Here is an 18248-nt window from a genome sequence, read left to right as displayed (position 1 = left end):
TGAGGAATGACGATTGTAGTATATAATTTTATGATTTCTTTAAAATTCTGCGTTTTGCGGTGTTCTAGGAAAAGGAATAACATCACGTATATTACTCATACCTGTTGTAAATAAAACTAAACGCTCAAAACCTAAACCGAAACCAGAATGAACAGCTGTTCCGAATTTACGAGTATCTAAATACCACCATAATTCTTCTTCGTCTATATTTAATTCTGCCATTTTAGATTTTAAAACATCTAAACGCTCTTCTCTTTGCGATCCACCAACCATTTCTCCGATTCCTGGAAATAAAACATCCATTGCGCGTACTGTTTTACCATCGTCGTTTAAACGCATATAAAAAGCTTTAATCGTAGCTGGGTAATCAAATAAAATTACCGGACATTTAAAGTGCTTTTCAACTAAATAACGCTCGTGTTCTGATTGTAAATCAACACCCCATTCTGTAATAGGAAACTGAAATTTCTTCTTTTTATTTGGTTTACAATTACGTAGAATATCAAAAGCTTCCGTATAACTTACTCTTTTAAAGTTATTCTCTGCAACAAAGTTTAATTTCTCAATTAATCCCATGTCACTGCGTTCAGCTTGTGGTTTTGATTTTTCTTCTTGTCTTAAACGATTGTCTAAAAATTCTAAATCGTCTTTACAGTTTTCTAAAACATAACCTAAAACCGATTTGATAAAATCTTCTGATAAATCCATATTTGCATCTAAATCATTAAATGCAACCTCAGGTTCAATCATCCAAAACTCAGCTAAATGACGCGTTGTGTTAGAATTTTCGGCTCTAAAAGTAGGTCCGAAAGTATATACTTTCCCTAATGCCATCGCATAAGTTTCAGCTTCTAACTGACCAGAAACTGTTAAGTTGGTTTCTTTACCGAAAAAATCTTTAGTATAATCTATATTCCCTTCTTCGTTTAACGGTGCTTTATTTGTTTCGAAATTTGATACATGAAACATTTCTCCTGCACCTTCAGCGTCAGAACCTGTAATTATAGGAGTATTAACGTAGTTAAATCCGTTTTCTTGAAAGTATTTGTGAACTCCAAAAGACAGGGCAGAACGAACTCTCATAACTGCACTAAATGTATTTGTTCTAATACGTAAATGTGCATTTTCTCTTAAAAACTCTAAGCTGTGCTTTTTAGGCTGAATAGGATATTCATCTGGATTAGAATCTCCTAATATTTCTAATTTAGTAACCTTAACCTCTACGCTTTGTCCTTTACCTTCACTTTCAACTAAAGTACCTGTAATACTAACAGCAGCACTTGTAGTTATTCTTTTTAAAAGTTCTTCATCTGTATTTTCAAAATCTACAACACATTGAATATTATTAATGGTAGAGCCATCATTTAAAGCAATAAAACGATTGCTTCTAAAGGTTCTAACCCATCCTTTTACATGTACTTCTTGTAAAAATTTATCAGAATGTAATAATTCTTTAACGCTACTTCTTTTCATCTTCTAAAAAATTGAGAAGCAAAGATACTTTATTACAAAGAATTGAGCAATCTAGATATTTAAAATGAAGAGAAACTTTTAGTCTTCTTCTTTTGGTGGTAAAATTTTAAAGTTAGTTTCTTTTAAGACCTTTTTGTTTGCTATTTTCTTTTCGAAAGATAATAGGAGAGAAGGTAGTAATAACAAGTTAGATACCATTGCTAATAGTAACGTAACTGAAACTAAACCACCCAAAGCAATTGTGCCCCCGAAACTAGAAAGTGTAAAAACTAAGAAACCAAAGAATAATACGATTGATGTATAAAACATACTTACACCGGTTTCTTGTAATGCAGAGTACACAGCAGGTTTTACTTTCCAATTATTAGCAAGTAATTCTTGTCTGTATTTTGCTAAAAAGTGAATTGTATCGTCTACCGAAATACCAAAGGCTATACTGAAAACTAAAATTGTTGATGGTTTTATAGGGATGCTAAAGAAACCCATTAAACCAGCCGTAATTAATAACGGAAGCATGTTTGGTATTAATGATATAAAAATCATTTTGTAAGAACGGAACATCCACGCCATAAAAATAGAAATCAATAGTATAGCAAGGGATAAAGAAATTACTAAGTTCTTAATTAAGTAATTTGTTCCTTTTAAGAAAACCAATGCTTTCCCTGTCATAGAAACAGTAAATTTTTCTTCAGGAAATTGTTTTTTAATAACGGCATTTAGGCGGTCCTGAATAATGTCCATTTTATCGGTACCAACATCTTTCATGAAAGTTGTAATACGCGCATAACGCCCAGTGCTATCTACAAAGTTTTTCAGCATGCCCGAATTACTGTCAGAGTTTTTGGTGTAAGCGAAAATATATGCTTTTTCCTGACTCGTTGGTAATTGATAATATTTCGGATTTCCTTTATAGTATGCTTGCTTAGAGTATTTAACTAAATTGGTGATAGAAATAGGTTTTGATAACTCAGGAAAGGTTTCAATGGTTTCATTTAACTTTTCCATCTTTTTTAAGGTAGAAAGTTTCATCACACCTTTTTCTTTTTTAGTGTCAATCAGAATTTCTAACGGCATAATTCCGCCAAACTCAGTTTCAAAAAACTTAATGTCTTTATAAAACTGCATTCCCTTAGGCATATCTTCAATTAAACTACCCGAAACGCGAATTTGAAATAAGCCAATCATACTTAATATAATTACAATAACCGTGGTAATATATATAGTAATTCGTTGTTTTTTAACCATACGTTCCATCCAGGCAACTACATTTCCCATCCACTGTTTTTCTAGATGATTTAAATGTTTTTTTTCAGGGCGAGGCATGAAACTGTATATAATCGGAACGATTAAAAGTGCTAAAATAAAAATACTGATGATGTTTACTGAAGCTAAAATTCCGAATTCTCTAAGTAGTTGACTTTTTACAAAAACGAAGGTTGCAAAACCAGAGGCTGTTGTAATATTTGTCATTAAAGTAGCATTACCAATCTTAGAAATTACACGTTGTAATGACTTTGCTTGGTTACCGTGTTTTTTTATTTCCTGTTGATATTTATTGATAAGAAAAACAGCATTTGGCACACCAATTACAATAATTAACGGCGGAATTAAAGCCGATAATACAGTGATTTCATATCTAAATAAACCAATAAATCCGAAAGCCCAAACAACACCAATACCAACAACTAATAATGTAATGAAGGTAGCTCTAAAAGAACGGAAAAAGAAAAAGAATATAACAGCTGTAATACCTAAAGCTCCTAATACAAAGAGCTGCATTTCATCAATTATATTCTGAGAATTTATGGTTCGTATGTATGGCATTCCAGATAAACGCACATCTATTTGATGTTCTTTCTCAAATTTTTCTACAGTAGGAATTAAAATTTCAACAATAAAATCTCTTCTTGCTGGTTTGTTTACAATATCTTTATTTATATAAATAGCCGTTTGTAAGGTGCCTTGTTCGTTGTATAATAAGTTGTCGTAAAAAGGAAGTTTTTCAAATAATTGTTTCTTTATTCTATTTACTTCTTCGTTTGTGGTAGGCGCTTTATCAAAAAGTGGTTCAAGAACAAATTTTCGTTGTTTTCTATCAGCTTTTAATTCTTTAACATCAGCAATAGATAAAGTGAAATCTACTTGTTGTACACTGTCTAGATCTTTTACAAGCTTGTTCCATGCATTAAATTTGCTAGGAGTAAAAATTGTAGAATCTTTTACACCTAAGATAACTAAATTGCCTTCTTCACCAAAAATATCTAAAAACTGATCATATTGTATGTTTGCTTCGTGATCTTTAGGAAGTAGATTAGCTTCTGTGTAAGAGAAGCGCATATATTTCATTTGAGAGACTAAAAGTCCTGTAATAATAGCAATAGCAATTAAAACCAAGTATCGGTTACGTAATATAAATCCAGCGATTTTAGTCCAAAAAGTCATTCAAATATTTTTTACAAAGTTATGTTAAATGAACCAATTAAACGAAAAAAAAAGAGTGCCATAAAGACACTCTTTTTTAATATTTATTAGAAATAATTAAACTGTCATTATCTCTTTTTCTTTTACGGATACTTTAGCATCAATATCTTTAATAAAACTATCTGTTATTTTTTGAACTTCAGCTTCTGCATCTTTTTTTGCATCATCAGAAATATCAGTTTTTTTAATGTCGTTGTTAGCATCTTTACGCGCATTACGAACTCCTACTTTTGCATGTTCAGATTCAGCTTTTGCTTGTTTCGCTAAATCTTTACGGCGCTCTTCTGTTAATGCTGGTACGTTGATAATAATATTATCACCGTTATTCATAGGGTTAAAACCTAAGTTAGCAAGCATAATAGCTTTTTCTATTTCTTGTAACATGTTTTTTTCCCAAGGCTGAACTGTAATTGTTCTAGCATCTGCAGTACTTACATTTGCTACTTGTCCTAAAGGTGTTGCAGAGCCGTAATAATCTACTTGTACGTTTGCAAGCATTGCTGGTGAAGCTTTACCAGCTCTAATAGTACGCAATTCTTTTTCTAGATGCGCTATAGCATTGTTCATTGCCTCTTTGGCCGAATCTAAAATAAAATCTATCTCTTCGTTCATTTTGTTCGTTTTAATGCCTCTAAAAAAAGAGGTTTTTTTAATTTATTCGTTATTAACTATTGTTCCAATTTTTTCTCCAGAAACTAATTTCAGTAAATTTCCTTTTTTATTCATATCAAAAACAATAATAGGTAATTTATTTTCTTCACTTAAAGTAAAAGCAGTCATATCCATTACTTTTAAGTCTTTTTTAATAACATCCTTAAATGTTATCTTTTCATATTTTACAGCGTCTTTATCTTTTTCAGGATCTACGTTGTAAATACCATCTACTCGAGTTCCTTTTAATATAGCATCTGCATTTACTTCAATTGCTCTTAATACGGCTGCGGTATCAGTTGTAAAATAAGGATTTCCAGTTCCACCACCAAAAATAACAACGCGTCCTTTTTCTAAATGACGATTTGCACGACGTTTAATATAAGGTTCTGCTATTTCTTTAATTTCGATAGCTGTTTGAAGACGAGTATGAATTCCTTCGTCTTCTAAGGCGCTTTGTAAAGCTAAACCATTAATACATGTAGCTAACATTCCCATGTGATCGCCTTGAACGCGATCCATACCTTGGCTTGCACCAGCAACACCTCTAAAAATATTACCACCACCTATAACTATGGCAATTTCAATATTTTTTTCTAGTACTTGTTTTATTTCTTGTGCGTACTCTTTAAGTCTTTTAGGATCAATTCCATATTGACGGTCACCCATTAATGATTCACCGCTTAATTTTAAAAGGATTCTTTTGTATTGCATAGTTTTGTTGAAAGTTATGCAAAACTACGTTTTTTTTTCGAGTTTGAATTTTGATAAAATAAAAAAACCATCCAATTTTTTTGGATGGTTTTAATTATAAAGATATTGGTAAGAATTATCCTAAAGTGATTCTTACGAAGTTTTTAACTTCTACATCACCAAAAGATGAAACATATTCTGCAACAGTTTTCTTTTCGTCTTTAATAAATTTTTGATCTAATAAACATTGTTCTTGATCTAAAGTTGTATTGTCAGAAACAAATCTTTCCATTTTTCCTGGTAAAATTTTATCCCAAATTTTCTCTGGTTTACCTTCTGATTTTAATTGCTCTTTAGCAGCTTCTTCAGCTTTAGCCATAGCAGCATCAGTTAATTGTAATCTAGATACATATTGAGGAACGTTCTTTAAAGTTTTACCTAAACGAACTAATTCTTCATTGTCTTTTACGATAGCAGCAATTCTTGCTTCAGTTTCAGACTCTACATAAGCAGGGTCAAAACCTTTGTAAGATAAAGAAGTTGCTCCCATAGAAGCAGCTTGCATAGCTAAGTCTTTAGATAACTCAGCAGCTTTATCTATAACTTTAGATAAACTAACCATAGCAGCAATTTTACCGATATGAGTATAAGCTCCTACATAAGGTGCTTCAAGTCTTTCGAAAGAAGTAATATCGATTTTTTCACCGATAACTCCCGTTTGTTCGATTAACTTTTCAGCAACAGTTACTCCACCAAAATCAGCAGCTAAAAATTCTTCTTTACTTTTAGTGTTAAAAGCAATATCAACAAATTGAGAAGCTAAATCTTTAAATGAATCATTTTTAGATACGAAATCTGTTTCACATGCTAATACAATAGCAACACCGTAAGTATTATCATCACTAATTTTAGTGATTGCAACACCTTCAGTAGACTCTCTATCTGCTCTTTTAGCAGCTATTTTTTGTCCTTTTTTACGTAAAACATCAATTGCTTTATCAAAGTTTCCTTCAGCTTCTACTAATGCATTTTTACAATCCATCATACCAGCTCCGGTAGTTTCTCTTAATTTTTTTACGTCTGCAGCGCTAATTTTTACTGACATTTCTGTAGTTATTTTTAGTTGTAAATATATTGTTGTAAAAAATTTAAAGGTTTCAATTTAATGAAACCTTTAAATTGAAATTATTTAGTTTCTTCCTTAGCAGGTGCTGCTTCGGTAGCTACTTTTTCTTCTTTAGCTTCTGTTTTAGCAGGAGCTTTTTCTACTTTAGTCTTTTCTTTGTCAGCTTTTCTTTCAGTTAAGCCTTCATTGATAGCGTCAGTAATATAAGATAATACTTTATCAATAGATTTTGAAGCATCATCATTTGCAGGAATTACGAAATCAACTGGTCTTGGATCAGAGTTTGTATCAACTAATGCAAAAATTGGAATATTTAATTTTTGAGCTTCAGCAACTGCAATGTGTTCTTTCTTTACATCAATTACAAATACAGCAGCAGGTAAGCGAGTCATATCAGAAATAGAACCTAAATTCTTTTCTAATTTAGCTCTCTGACGGTTGATTTGTAATTTTTCTCTTTTTGATAATGCATCAAAAGAGCCATCTTGCTTCATTCTATCAATAGTAGCCATTTTCTTAACAGCTTTACGAATAGTAACAAAGTTAGTTAACATACCACCTGGCCAACGTTCAGTAATAAAAGGCATGTTGATGTTTTTTGCTCTTTCTGCTACGATATCTTTCGCTTGCTTTTTTGTTGCAACGAATAAGATTTTACGACCAGAGTTTGCTATTTTTTGTAAAGCTGTTGCAGCTTCATCAATTTTAGCAGATGTTTTATACAAGTCGATGATGTGAACACCATTACGCTCAGTATAAATATAAGGAGCCATGTTAGGGTTCCATTTTCTAGTTAAGTGACCGAAGTGCACTCCACTTTCTAATAATTCTTGAATATTTGCCATTTTAATAAAATGTGTTTACGTTCTGTTTTCACAATATTTCAGTAGTTATATTAAGTCTGAAATATTTAGATACTAAACTGTTAAAATTAATTTATAACAGTCTCTTTTTGAAAATACAAAACCAAAGCTTTGTAAAAAGCTTTGATAAATATTAACGCTTAGAGAACTGAAATTTCTTACGTGCTTTCTTCTGACCGAATTTCTTACGTTCAACCATTCTAGGGTCACGAGTTAATAAACCTTCAGGCTTTAATACAGCTCTGTGCTCTTCGTTAATAGCTACTAATGCTCTAGTAATTGCTAAACGAATTGCTTCTGCTTGACCTGTAATACCACCACCATATACATTTACTTTAATGTCATAAGACTCTAAGTTCTCAGTTAACATTAAAGGTTGTTGGATCTTGTATTGTAAAGTTCCTGTTGTAAAGTAGTTTTTGTACTCTTTTTTATTTATAGTAATGTTTCCTTTACCTTCTGAAAGATAAATACGAGCGACTGCTGTTTTTCTTCTACCTATTTTGTGTACAGTTTCCATTATTTAAGATCGTTAAGGTTAATAGCTTTTGGGTTTTGAGCTGTTTGTTGGTGCTCAGTACCTGCATAAGCATATAAGTTTTTGTATAATGCACTTCCTAATTTGTTTTTAGGTAACATTCCTTTTACTGCTTTTTCGATTAATCTTGTAGGATCTTTTTCGAACATTTCTGTAGCAGTTAATGATCTTTGTCCACCTGGATATCCTGTGTGACGGATGTAAGACTTATCTGTCCACTTTTTACCAGTTAAAACAATTTTTTCTGCGTTGATAACAACCACGTTGTCTCCACAATCTACGTGAGGAGTATAATTTGGTTTGTACTTACCTCTAATTAGCATTGCTATTTTAGAAGCTAGACGACCCAACGTTTGCCCGTCCGCATCAACTAAAACCCACTCTTTGTTAACAGTGTTTTTGTTTGCTGATACCGTTTTGTAACTTAATGTGTTCATAATTACACGATTAGTTTTTGTTTATTAATATATTAATTTATCCTTGAAAAAGGACTGCAAATGTACGCTTAATTATTTGATTGACAAATAGCGTGTTAGTTTAATTTTTTACTTTTAATTTTCCGTTTTTAAATAGGTCGAAAGCGGCTTGATAATACGATATCGTTTCGTTTAAAAATAAAGAATCTGTTTTTGTTGGTGTGATCTCATTTTTATCTTTACTCCAATGGTACGATTTATGTTTTTTGTTCGTTTCTAATAGTAACAACTTATCTTTTTTTAATAAACCTACTTTACGATGATTTCCTATAAATGCGCGTTCATCTTCTGGTTCCATTTTATTGATGTCTGTTCCGAATAGATTTGTTTTGTATGACCAATTTAAATAACCGAATAATGTTGGGAATACATCTATTTGAGAGCTGAGTTTATCTATTTTAACTGGTGCTTGATTTTTTAAATTTGTAATAAAAGCAGGAATGTGATGATTTCTTACATTAATTTCAGTTTTGCCAGCACTAAAACCGCAATGGTCAGACATAATAACAAATACTGTGTTTTTATACCAAGCTTTTGTTTTAGCTTTTGTTAAGAATTCATCTAAACTCTTATCTAAGTATTTTATAGACCCTTCTACATTTTTTCCTGATGGAATATCAACAACATTATCAGGATAGGTATATGGCTTATGGTTAGAGCTTGTCATGATAAAACTGAAAAAAGGTTGTTTACTTTTTGCTTTTTCATCAGTAACTTTTAATACTTTGTTAAAAAGATCTTGGTCGCAGACTGCCCAGGCATTTTCAAAAGTCATTTCATCATCTTCTATACGTGTTCTATTGGTGGGTAATTCTTCTTTTAAACGATGTAACTTCCTTCTGTCAACAATATCAAATCCGTTATGGCTAAAATAATTAGTCATATTGTCAAAATGACCATCACCTCCATAGAAAAAAGTTCTACTATATCCTTTTTGTTTAAATATTTCACCTACCGTAGCTAGATTATCATTGTTTTCTCGTTTAACAATACTTCTACCAGGTGTTGGAGGAATAGCCAAACTAATTGCTTCTATGCCTCTAATAGTTCTTGTACCTGTAGCGTATAAGTTTGTGAAAAAAACTGAATTGTTAGCTAGAGAATCTAGTGTTGGAGTCCAGTTTTTTGTACTTGTAAAACTTTGCATAAAACGAGCGTTTATACTTTCTAATCCGATAAAAATCACATTAGGTTTTAATTCAATGCTGTCATTCTTTGTATAGCGATATATACCTTTTTCTACTAATAAACTGTCGTTAGAAGCTTTTATGTTCTCTGATAGCAGTTTGTATGTTTTTTCTTCTGGTATTGTTGCGTAAAATTCGTTGTAATTTAATTCATTACTCTCGTAAGCAGCGAAGAACGAATACATGCCAGACTTGGTAAGCTCATTCTCATTAATACTTGTAAAAATTTCTGCCTTATCATTCGTAATAAAATTATGACAAAAAACTAAACTAATTACTATAATGAAAGTAGGTATAAGTTTAGATTTAAAAGTATCTGAATTATTAAAAGTGTTTTTATATGCGTTTTTCTTTGATGCATAACGAATGCTAATAATCAATACTAAAATAATGATACCAACTATTAAAGGGATAGGAAAAGATTGATGAATGTTTTCAATAACCTCGTAGGTGTATAAAAGGTAATCAACGGCAATAAAATTATAACGTCTTTGGTATTCGTCCCAAAAAGGAATTTCAGCTAAAAAAGAAAAAATAAAAATAAATAAGAAAAGTCCGTAAGAGAATTTGGTAACGATTTTATCGAGTAAACTCCCGTGAAATTTTGAAGGGAAAAGAAGTAAGTATATTGCATAAATACTAATCAAGTAAAGTAGGTTATTGATATCGAAAAATAAACCAACAATAAATATTTTTATTAATTTTATTATTGAAAAATCAATGTGTTTAAAAGCTAAAACATATAAAACTAATCTTGTTATAAAAGAAAAAAACAAAATAGTTAAACTAAATGTTTTTAATAATTGAAATCTTTTCGGTAAAATAATATTTAGCATGTTAAATTGGGTTCTAGATAACAAAGAACGTTACTTTTTTTGAATAAAAAAAGACTACCCGATAAGGTAGTCTTTTAATATTATGAGAGTTTGTAATTATTCAGTTTTTTGCTCTAACAATTCGAAGAATTGGTTTAAACGAGGAAGAATAATAATTTTCGTTCTTCTGTTTTTTGCTTTGTTTGCAGGTGTGTCGTTAGTTGTTAAAGGTACGTAGCTACCTCTACCTGCTGCAATTAATCTGCTTGGAGCTACACTGTATTTGTTTTGTAATTCACGAACAATAGATGTTGCACGTAAAACACTTAAACCCCAGTTGTCTTTTATACTAGATCCTTTTGTAACAGGAGTATTATCCGTGTGTCCTTCAATCATTACGTCCATTTCTGGCTGACCGTTAACAACAGTAGCTACTTTTTCTAAAACCTTAGAAGCTTTGTCTGAAATTGTATAACTTCCGCTTTTGAATAATAATTTATCAGAAATAGAGATAAAAACGACTGTTTTTTCAACATTAACCTGAATATCTTCATCTTCAATACCTTGTTGTAATTCTTTCTTTAAATGAAAAGCAACAACTAAGTTTAATGAATCTTTTTTAGAAGCAGCAGCTCTAATTCTGTTAATATATTTATCTTTTTTACTTAACTGAGTTAAAGTTTCTTTAATGTTATCATTAGCTCCTTTAGTTAAAACAGTTAAGTTTTCTACTTGCTGAAGTGTGTTTTGCTTATCTGCTTTTAAATCACCAACAGATGATTTTAATGTAGAAACTTTGTCTTCACAGCTTTCTTTTTCTACTAAACACTTTGTTAAATTAGCTTTTACAGCTAATAATTCTTCTTTTGTCTGTTCATGTTTTGCTTTTATAGCCTCTAGTTCTTTGGTTGAAGCACAAGATGTTATTAAAAATGCGGTTGTAAGAAATAAAAATATTTTTTTCATTTTTTATCGTGTTTTAAATAGATTACTAATTTGTAATATTAAAGCAAATTTATAAAAATGAAGGCAGAAAAAACGGAATTAACAATCTTTTATGATGTTAGAATAATTTATTTTTGTCATTAAAATTAAAAAGATGATTAAAAAAATATTTTATGCATTTGTTGTAATTATCGTTTTTATAACAGCTTGTAAACAGGAGAAAAAGGTAGAAGAAGTTAAGTTGGAAGGTTTTGTTTTTGGAACAACATATCATATTACTTATTTAAATGATGTAGATTATCAAAAATCAATAGATAGCTTATTTTATTTGGTAAATAAATCACTGTCAACTTATATGCCTACTTCAGATATTTCTAAAATAAATAAGGGAGATTCTACAGTGGTTGTAGATGATATGTTTTTAGAAGTTTTTCAAAAATCAAAGAGAATTTATAAAGAAACTAATGGGTATTTTGATCCTACTGTTTGTGATTTAGTAAACGCTTGGGGTTTTGGGTATAAAAGAGAGAAAAAAGATTTAGATACGCTACAAGTAAAAGAGTTAATGAAGCAAGTAGGTTTAGATAAAGTAACTTTAAAAGGAAGGAGTATTCAAAAGAAGTTTCCTGAATCGTGTTTAGATTTTAATTCGATAGCAAAAGGATACGGAATAGATGTTGTTGGGCGATTTTTAGAAAGTAAAAACGTTCAGAATTATCTTGTAGAAATAGGCGGTGAAATTCGTGCACGTGGAAAGAATAGTAGAAATAAAAATTGGAAAGTAGCAATAGATGATCCTAATGATGACGGGACAAGAAGCGTATCTAGATTTATTGAGTTGAGTAACCAATCGATGGCGAGTTCTGGTAACTATCGCAAGTTTAGAGTTGGAGCTAACGGACAAAAATATGTACATACCATAAACCCGAAAACAGGTTTTGCTACTGAAAGTAATTTATTAAGTGCAACTGTTTACGGAGCTGTAGATTGTGCAGATGTTGATGCGTATGCTACTGCTTTTATGGCAATGGGATTAGATAAAGCAAAAGAATTTTTAAAGAATAATTCTCAAATTAAAGCAACATTATTGTTTGTTGATAACGAGGGTAATATAGAAGAGTTTACAAATTAATCTTTAAAACACACAGGCAAAATTTCGCCTTTCATTAATGCAAATCGTTCTAGTTTTTCTGGAGCGATTTTTTTTGTGAAGTCAACTTCATCAACTTTAAAGCCTATAGAACGAAGTTTGTTGAAATAATCACGTCCGTAAACTCTAACATGATCGTATTGCCCGAATATTTTTGCACGCTCTTTACGGTCGGTAATAGAATCGTCTTCAAAAGTTTTTTCTCTTGATAAGTCTTGCGGAATCTGAAAAACCCCAAATCCGCCGCTATTTAATACACGATATAATTCTTGCATTGCTTTGGTGTCATCCGTAATATGTTCTAAAACATGATTGCAAAACACCACATCAAACTCATTGTCTTTAAAAGGTAAATCGCAAATATCAGCCTTTACATCAGCAATTGGCGATTCTAAATCAGAAGTAATATAATCTAAGTTTTTCTGGTTTCTAAAAATGTCTAAAAAACATTGTTCAGGCGCAATATGTAATACTTTTAATTTTTTATCCGAAGAAAAAAAATTAGTGTCATTTTGTAAATACAACCACAATAAACGATGTCTTTCTAAAGATAATGTAGAAGGAGAAAGTGCATTTTCTCGTTGCACGCCATAACCATAAGGTAATAATTTACGAAACGATTTTCCATCAATAGGATCGGTAAATTTATCGCCTTTTAACCACCAAGCAATCATAGGGCGAACCCAATAACTTGCTTTAATTAATAAAGGTCTTGGAACGGTGTTTAATATGGATTTAAAAACTTTCAATTATTGATTTAAAGTGTCTTTAAATTTTTTGTTGGTAAATAATTTTATGATAAATAAAATGAAAGCAATTATTTGTAAAATTGTTCCAGCTGTAAGTAACTCTACTGCTAACATTAAATGGAGTACTTTAAATAAAGCGCCAATTGTTATTAGTATAATTCCTACAATGAAAACAAAAATAATGTACTTTAATTTCATGCTTTTTTAGTTTTTACGCTCTAAATTCATCCTCTTCATTACTTTCAATGCCTAAAGCATCGTAAATATATTTAAAGGTTGATAATAGTTCTGGTTTACCGTTAACGATAGCAATATCATGCTCGAAATGCGCAGATGGTTTACCATCTAAAGTAGTAATTGTCCAACCATCATCGTGTTGTAATATTTTATGAGTTCCTAGGTTTGTCATTGGTTCAATGGCAACAACCATACCTTCAATAAATTTTTTTCCACGACCTCTACGACCGTAATTTGGCATTTCAGGATCTTCGTGCATTACACGTCCTAGACCATGACCAACCAACTCTCGAACAACTCCATAGCCATGTTTTTCACAGTAATTCTGAATAGCAAAACCTACATCACCAACGCGATTACCTAACTTAAGTTCACGAATTCCTTCGTATAAACTTTGTTTAGTTACGTCTAATAATTTTTGAGTTTCAGTAGCAATTTCACCTACGGCAAATGTGTAAGCGTGATCTCCGTAAAAACCATTTTTAATAGCGCCACAATCAATTGATATAATATCTCCTTCTTTAAGAGATTCTTTATTTGGCATTCCGTGTACAACTTGCGAGTTCGGACTCATACAAAGTGTGTTCGGAAAATCATATAATCCTAAAAAACCAGGAATAGCTCCTTGCTCACGAATAAAATCTTCAGCAAGTTTATCAAGATATAAAGTAGAAACTCCTGGTTTTACTTCTTTAGCAAGCATTCCTAATGTTTTTGATACTACTAAAGCACTTTCGCGCATTAATTCTATTTCTTCTCTAGTTTTGGCTATGATCATCTTAAAAAATATTGAGGCGCAAATTTACGGTTATTTTTGATATGGATGTGTATACGGCTTACCAGAAACTATTTTTAAAATATCTTCTTCAATCGAGCTACCATTTATAGGGTGTTCTACAAAACGACCAATTTCTTTTCCGTCTTTATAAAAGATAAAAGTTGGTACTCTAAGTACATTAAAACCTTCTTCTAGTCCGTTTGCCTTTTTTGTGCGATCAACAGTTATTAATTCTAAATTTTTGTAATTAAATTCTGATTGATCTAATAATTTATAAAAATTAGGAATTTCTCTTTGGCTGTCGCCACACCAAGTTCCCATAAAACCTTTAATGGTAATGTCTTTTAAGTATGGTTTTAATTGTGTAATAGTGTTTTTATCTGTTTCGTAATAACCATAAAAGTCATTAAACCATTCTGATCCGTATGGCTCTTGCTGAAAATCTTTCTTTGTTGCAATTCCCACTAAATTACCATCTTTATCTTTCGTGGCAAGATTTTTAGGTACAGAAGCACATGAAAGAATAAATAAAGTAATTAATGTGTATATAATTTTTTTCATCATTGATATTTTAAATAAGTGAGTTTTGGGTCATTTCTTTAGGTTGCACTACATTCATCAGTCGTAAAATAGTTGGTGCAATATCACCCAATACACCATTTTTTATTGATTTTATTTCTTTGTCGATTAAAATCATAGGAACCGGATTTGTAGTGTGTGCTGTATGAGGTGTTCCGTCTGGATTCATCATCGTTTCGCAATTACCATGATCGGCAATTAAAATAGTTGTGTACTCATTTTCTAAGGCTATTGTAATTACATCTTTCACACAATTATCTACAGTTTCACAAGCTTTTACAGCCGCATCAAAAATACCAGTATGACCAACCATATCGCCGTTGGCAAAATTTAAACATACAAAATCTACATCTCCTTTTTGTAATTCGGGTACAATGGTATCGCGAATTTCATAAGCACTCATTTCGGGTTGTAAATCGTACGTAGCAACTTTTGGCGACGGACATAATAGGCGCTTTTCTCCTTTAAATTTTTCTTCTCTTCCGCCGGAAAAGAAAAATGTTACGTGTGGGTACTTCTCCGTTTCAGCAATCCTAATTTGACTTTTTCCTGCGGATGCTAAAACTTCTCCTAAAGTATTTTCAATATTATTACTGTTGTAAATCACTTTGATATCCTTAAAAACTTCTGAATAGTTTGTCATGGTAACAAAATACAAAGGCAGTTTTTTCATTTGAAAATCTGGAAAATCTTTTTGGTTTAAAGCTTCGGTTAGTTCACGACCTCTATCTGTTCTGAAATTGAAGAAAATAACAACATCATCTTCTTTTATAGTCGTTTTCGGTTTCTTGTTTTCATCAACCATAATAATTGGCTTTATGAATTCATCAGTAATTTTTTCATCATAACTTTGTTGAATACTTTCTATAGCATCCGAAGAAAAACTTCCTTTACCATTTACCAAAGCATCGTAAGCTAGTTGAACTCTTTCCCAACGATTGTCGCGATCCATAGCATAATAACGACCAGTAACAGAAGCGAGTTCTCCGGTAGTTTTTTGCATGTGTTCTTGAATATCATTGATGAAGAATTTCCCCGATTTCGGATCACAATCTCGTCCATCAGTAAAAGCATGAAGAAATACGTTTTCTAATTCATGTTCATTTGCTGCTGTTAGCAACCCTTTTAAATGACTAATGTGTGAATGAATTCCGCCATTAGAAACCAAGCCTAAAAAATGTACATTTTTATGATGTTTTTTAGCGTGAGCAAAAGCGTTTAGAAGTTCTGTTTCTTTTGCTAACGTATTTTCTTTAACAGCTTTGTTAATCTTTGCAAGGTTTTGATATACAATTCTACCAGCGCCTATATTCATGTGACCAACTTCAGAATTGCCCATTTGTCCTTCAGGTAAACCTACATGTTCTCCGTCTGTGCGTAATTCAGCATGAGGGAATTTATCATATAATGAATTTATAAAAGGTGTTTTAGCATTATATACGGCAGATACTTTTGGGTTTTGGGTGATTCCCCAACCATCTAGTATCATTAAAATTACTTTCTTGTTCATATTACAAATTTACTTTTTTTGGTTACAATACACATAATGATTGTTTGTTAAAAGTAAAATTCATTTGAGTTAAGATTTTTTTTAAAAGAGATAATGTAAAGTGTAAACCTAACGTAGTTTTGCAGTGTAATTAAAAACAAAGAACATGAAGAAAGTAATTTTATTAGTACTAGCAATAACGAGTTTTTCAATAGCAAATGCACAATTAGGGGAGGGAACAAATTGGTTAAAAATAGGTGTTCACGGTGGTGTGCCAGTAGGAGATGTATCAGATGTTTCTAATTTTGCATTGGGATTTGATTTAAAATATCAATTTTTAAATACCGAAAGTTTCGCAATAGGTGCTTCTACAGGGTATACAAATTATTTTGCTGAAGATGGATTTGAAGATTTCGGAATTATTCCATTAGCGGGTTTATTTAGATATTACCCAACTGAAAACTTCTTTTTAGGAGCAGATTTAGGATATGGTTTTTTAACAGAGGGAGATGAAACAGGTGGGTTTTATTATAGACCAGAGGTAGGATACCATAATGATTCTTGGAATATCTTTGCATATTATCAAGGGTTATCGGTTGATAATTTTTCACCAGCATCTGTAGGTGTAGGTGTTAATTATAACATTATTCAGGGTAAATAATAAAAGCAATGCTTTTTAAATATATATAAACTGAGTCCATTAATTTGGATTCAGTTTTTTATTGTTCACAATAATAAGTAACTAAATAAAAGAATTACAGCTAATAATAAAAGTCCTTTTTTAGTTATATTGATTAGGTTTTCTTTTTTTAACTGAGTTTTTATTTCTTGCAACTCCTTTTTAGTTGCTGTATTATTAAAATGTAATTGATCGTTATTTTCTTTTTGAAATCGTTCTAGTTTTTCAAAAGTATTTTTTCTGTTTCTCTTATTGTTTTTTATGCTAGTAATCATACTAGAAACTGCGCCTCCAAAACTCATAGCTATTAATTTAGGATTATACTTATAGGTAGCTTTTTTATTATAAATGTTACAGAATTATTCTCTAATATATCATTGCGAGGTGTGAAGCAACCTGTAAATATTAATTAAATAAGCTTAAGATTACTTCATTTTGTTCGTAATGACGTTGGTAGTTATTTACGGTACTTACGAATTGCTTCTTTAATTTTTTCGACTCTGTTTTCAGGATCTGGATGTGTGCTTTGAAACTCAGGAGTTCTATTTGGTCCTGCAGCTTGTTTTAAAATCTCCATCACGCCAATTAAACTTTCAGGGTTATAGCCTGCATCTATCATTAATTTTACACCTAAATCATCACTTTCAAGCTCGTCATCTCTACCATATTTCATGTTAACAACATTTGCTATGGCAGCCATTCCCTCGGTAGTGCTGGGATCAAAACCAACAGAAGCACCAGAAAGTAATCCTTGCGTTAAATCTTGTTTTGCCATACGAGCAGCCGAATGACGACCAATAACATGGCCAATCTCATGACCTAAAACACCAGCTAATTGATCTTCGTTTTTTAATTTAGAAAACAACGCAAAAGTGATAAATACTTGTCCGCCAGGTAAAGCAAAAGCATTAATGGTTTTTTCATCTTTTAATAAATGAAAATCAAAAGGATATCCAGTTTTATTTGCAATACTATTTTTTAATAATTTTTTGCCAATATTATCTACTAAATCCTGATATTTTTTACTAGGATACAAACCACCATGTTGTTGCGTCATTTGTGGGGCACTGCTTAACCCAATAGCAATTTCTTGTTTTTTAGAAATAGAAATATGTTGTGTTTTGCCTGTATAAGTATTTGTTTCTGAGCTAGAACAATATTTTACTAAAGCGAATAGAGCAATAGCAACACCAATTAAAAGCCTAATTTTTAAACTTCCGCGATTTCTCATAGTTTTAAATTTATGATAAAAGTAAAAATACAAAATATATAATTTAACGGATTACGATTTTTTGTGAACTATAAAAAACTTAAATTTACCCAGCAAAACAAACAATAA

Annotated in this window: 19 protein-coding genes; 2 read left to right on the top strand and 17 right to left on the bottom strand. The window is 31.2% G+C overall.

What is annotated here, in order from left to right:
• Nucleotides 1-39: 39 nt before the first annotated feature.
• From asnS to P2G10_RS06800, 10 genes are all read right to left on the bottom strand, one after another.
• Nucleotides 40-1473, bottom strand: coding sequence for an asparagine--tRNA ligase (gene asnS / locus P2G10_RS06845; RefSeq protein WP_275315818.1), 1434 nt, complete (start codon nucleotides 1471-1473; stop codon nucleotides 40-42).
• 78 nt (nucleotides 1474-1551) lie between these two features.
• Complete coding sequence (locus tag P2G10_RS06840) at nucleotides 1552-3915, bottom strand: efflux RND transporter permease subunit (protein ID WP_218771521.1); 2364 nt, start codon at nucleotides 3913-3915, stop codon at nucleotides 1552-1554.
• Between the two features lie 96 nt (nucleotides 3916-4011).
• Nucleotides 4012-4566: a ribosome recycling factor gene (gene frr / locus P2G10_RS06835; protein WP_218771520.1), complete on the bottom strand. Its 555-nt coding sequence runs from the start codon at nucleotides 4564-4566 to the stop codon at nucleotides 4012-4014.
• A gap of 42 nt (nucleotides 4567-4608) precedes the next feature.
• Nucleotides 4609-5319, bottom strand: a complete 711-nt coding sequence (gene pyrH / locus P2G10_RS06830; RefSeq protein ID WP_275315815.1) for a UMP kinase — start codon at nucleotides 5317-5319, stop codon at nucleotides 4609-4611.
• A 115-nt stretch (nucleotides 5320-5434) separates the two neighbouring features.
• Entirely contained in the window at nucleotides 5435-6403 is a 969-nt protein-coding gene (gene tsf / locus P2G10_RS06825; protein ID WP_275315813.1) for a translation elongation factor Ts, read from the bottom strand.
• Between the two features lie 80 nt (nucleotides 6404-6483).
• Nucleotides 6484-7269, bottom strand: coding sequence for a 30S ribosomal protein S2 (gene rpsB, locus P2G10_RS06820; protein WP_275315811.1), 786 nt, complete (start codon nucleotides 7267-7269; stop codon nucleotides 6484-6486).
• 151 nt (nucleotides 7270-7420) lie between these two features.
• Nucleotides 7421-7807: a 30S ribosomal protein S9 gene (gene rpsI, locus P2G10_RS06815; protein WP_275315809.1), complete on the bottom strand. Its 387-nt coding sequence runs from the start codon at nucleotides 7805-7807 to the stop codon at nucleotides 7421-7423.
• Nucleotides 7807-8262: a 50S ribosomal protein L13 gene (gene rplM / locus P2G10_RS06810; protein ID WP_028888421.1), complete on the bottom strand. Its 456-nt coding sequence runs from the start codon at nucleotides 8260-8262 to the stop codon at nucleotides 7807-7809. The genes rpsI and rplM overlap by 1 nt, the downstream gene beginning before the upstream one ends.
• Nucleotides 8263-8362: 100 nt before the next feature.
• On the bottom strand, nucleotides 8363-10135 hold the full coding sequence (locus P2G10_RS06805; RefSeq protein ID WP_275315805.1) for an LTA synthase family protein: 1773 nt from the start codon (nucleotides 10133-10135) through the stop codon (nucleotides 8363-8365).
• 285 nt (nucleotides 10136-10420) lie between these two features.
• Nucleotides 10421-11269: an OmpA/MotB family protein gene (locus P2G10_RS06800; protein ID WP_275315804.1), complete on the bottom strand. Its 849-nt coding sequence runs from the start codon at nucleotides 11267-11269 to the stop codon at nucleotides 10421-10423.
• Nucleotides 11270-11402: 133 nt separating this feature from the next.
• On the opposite strand from P2G10_RS06800, the gene P2G10_RS06795 reads away from it, so the two are divergent.
• Nucleotides 11403-12380 (top strand): FAD:protein FMN transferase, encoded by a 978-nt coding sequence (locus P2G10_RS06795; protein WP_275315802.1) that lies wholly within the window; start codon nucleotides 11403-11405, stop codon nucleotides 12378-12380.
• On the opposite strand, the gene P2G10_RS06790 is transcribed toward P2G10_RS06795, so the two are convergent.
• From P2G10_RS06790 to gpmI, 5 genes are read right to left on the bottom strand one after another with little or no spacing between them, the layout of a single operon-like run.
• Nucleotides 12377-13147, bottom strand: a complete 771-nt coding sequence (locus P2G10_RS06790) for a class I SAM-dependent methyltransferase (RefSeq protein WP_275315800.1) — start codon at nucleotides 13145-13147, stop codon at nucleotides 12377-12379. The genes P2G10_RS06795 and P2G10_RS06790 overlap by 4 nt on opposite strands.
• Nucleotides 13148-13345: a gliding motility protein GldL gene (locus P2G10_RS06785; RefSeq protein ID WP_275315799.1), complete on the bottom strand. Its 198-nt coding sequence runs from the start codon at nucleotides 13343-13345 to the stop codon at nucleotides 13148-13150.
• Nucleotides 13346-13358: 13 nt separating this feature from the next.
• Nucleotides 13359-14162, bottom strand: coding sequence for a type I methionyl aminopeptidase (map, locus tag P2G10_RS06780; RefSeq protein WP_275315797.1), 804 nt, complete (start codon nucleotides 14160-14162; stop codon nucleotides 13359-13361).
• 30 nt (nucleotides 14163-14192) lie between these two features.
• On the bottom strand, nucleotides 14193-14723 hold the full coding sequence (locus P2G10_RS06775; RefSeq protein ID WP_275315796.1) for a TlpA family protein disulfide reductase: 531 nt from the start codon (nucleotides 14721-14723) through the stop codon (nucleotides 14193-14195).
• Nucleotides 14724-14733: 10 nt separating this feature from the next.
• Entirely contained in the window at nucleotides 14734-16251 is a 1518-nt protein-coding gene (gene gpmI, locus P2G10_RS06770) for a 2,3-bisphosphoglycerate-independent phosphoglycerate mutase (protein WP_275315795.1), read from the bottom strand.
• 145 nt (nucleotides 16252-16396) lie between these two features.
• Between gpmI and P2G10_RS06765 the strand changes: the two genes are divergently transcribed.
• On the top strand, nucleotides 16397-16891 hold the full coding sequence (locus P2G10_RS06765; protein WP_275315793.1) for a hypothetical protein: 495 nt from the start codon (nucleotides 16397-16399) through the stop codon (nucleotides 16889-16891).
• Nucleotides 16892-16956: 65 nt separating this feature from the next.
• Here the strand turns inward: P2G10_RS06765 and P2G10_RS06760 are convergent, their stop codons facing one another.
• Nucleotides 16957-17211, bottom strand: a complete 255-nt coding sequence (locus P2G10_RS06760; protein ID WP_218771507.1) for a hypothetical protein — start codon at nucleotides 17209-17211, stop codon at nucleotides 16957-16959.
• 155 nt (nucleotides 17212-17366) lie between these two features.
• The gene (locus P2G10_RS06755) at nucleotides 17367-18140 is read right to left on the bottom strand and encodes a M48 family metalloprotease (RefSeq protein WP_275315790.1); all 774 of its coding nucleotides are present in this window, start codon (nucleotides 18138-18140) and stop codon (nucleotides 17367-17369) included.
• Nucleotides 18141-18248 lie beyond the last annotated feature (108 nt).

The sequence above is a fragment of the Tenacibaculum bernardetii genome (assembly GCF_029125915.1).
GTDB lineage: Bacteria > Bacteroidota > Bacteroidia > Flavobacteriales > Flavobacteriaceae > Polaribacter > Polaribacter bernardetii.
Note: the sequence above shows the minus strand (reverse complement) of the source record. Positions and strands in the feature narration are given on the sequence as shown.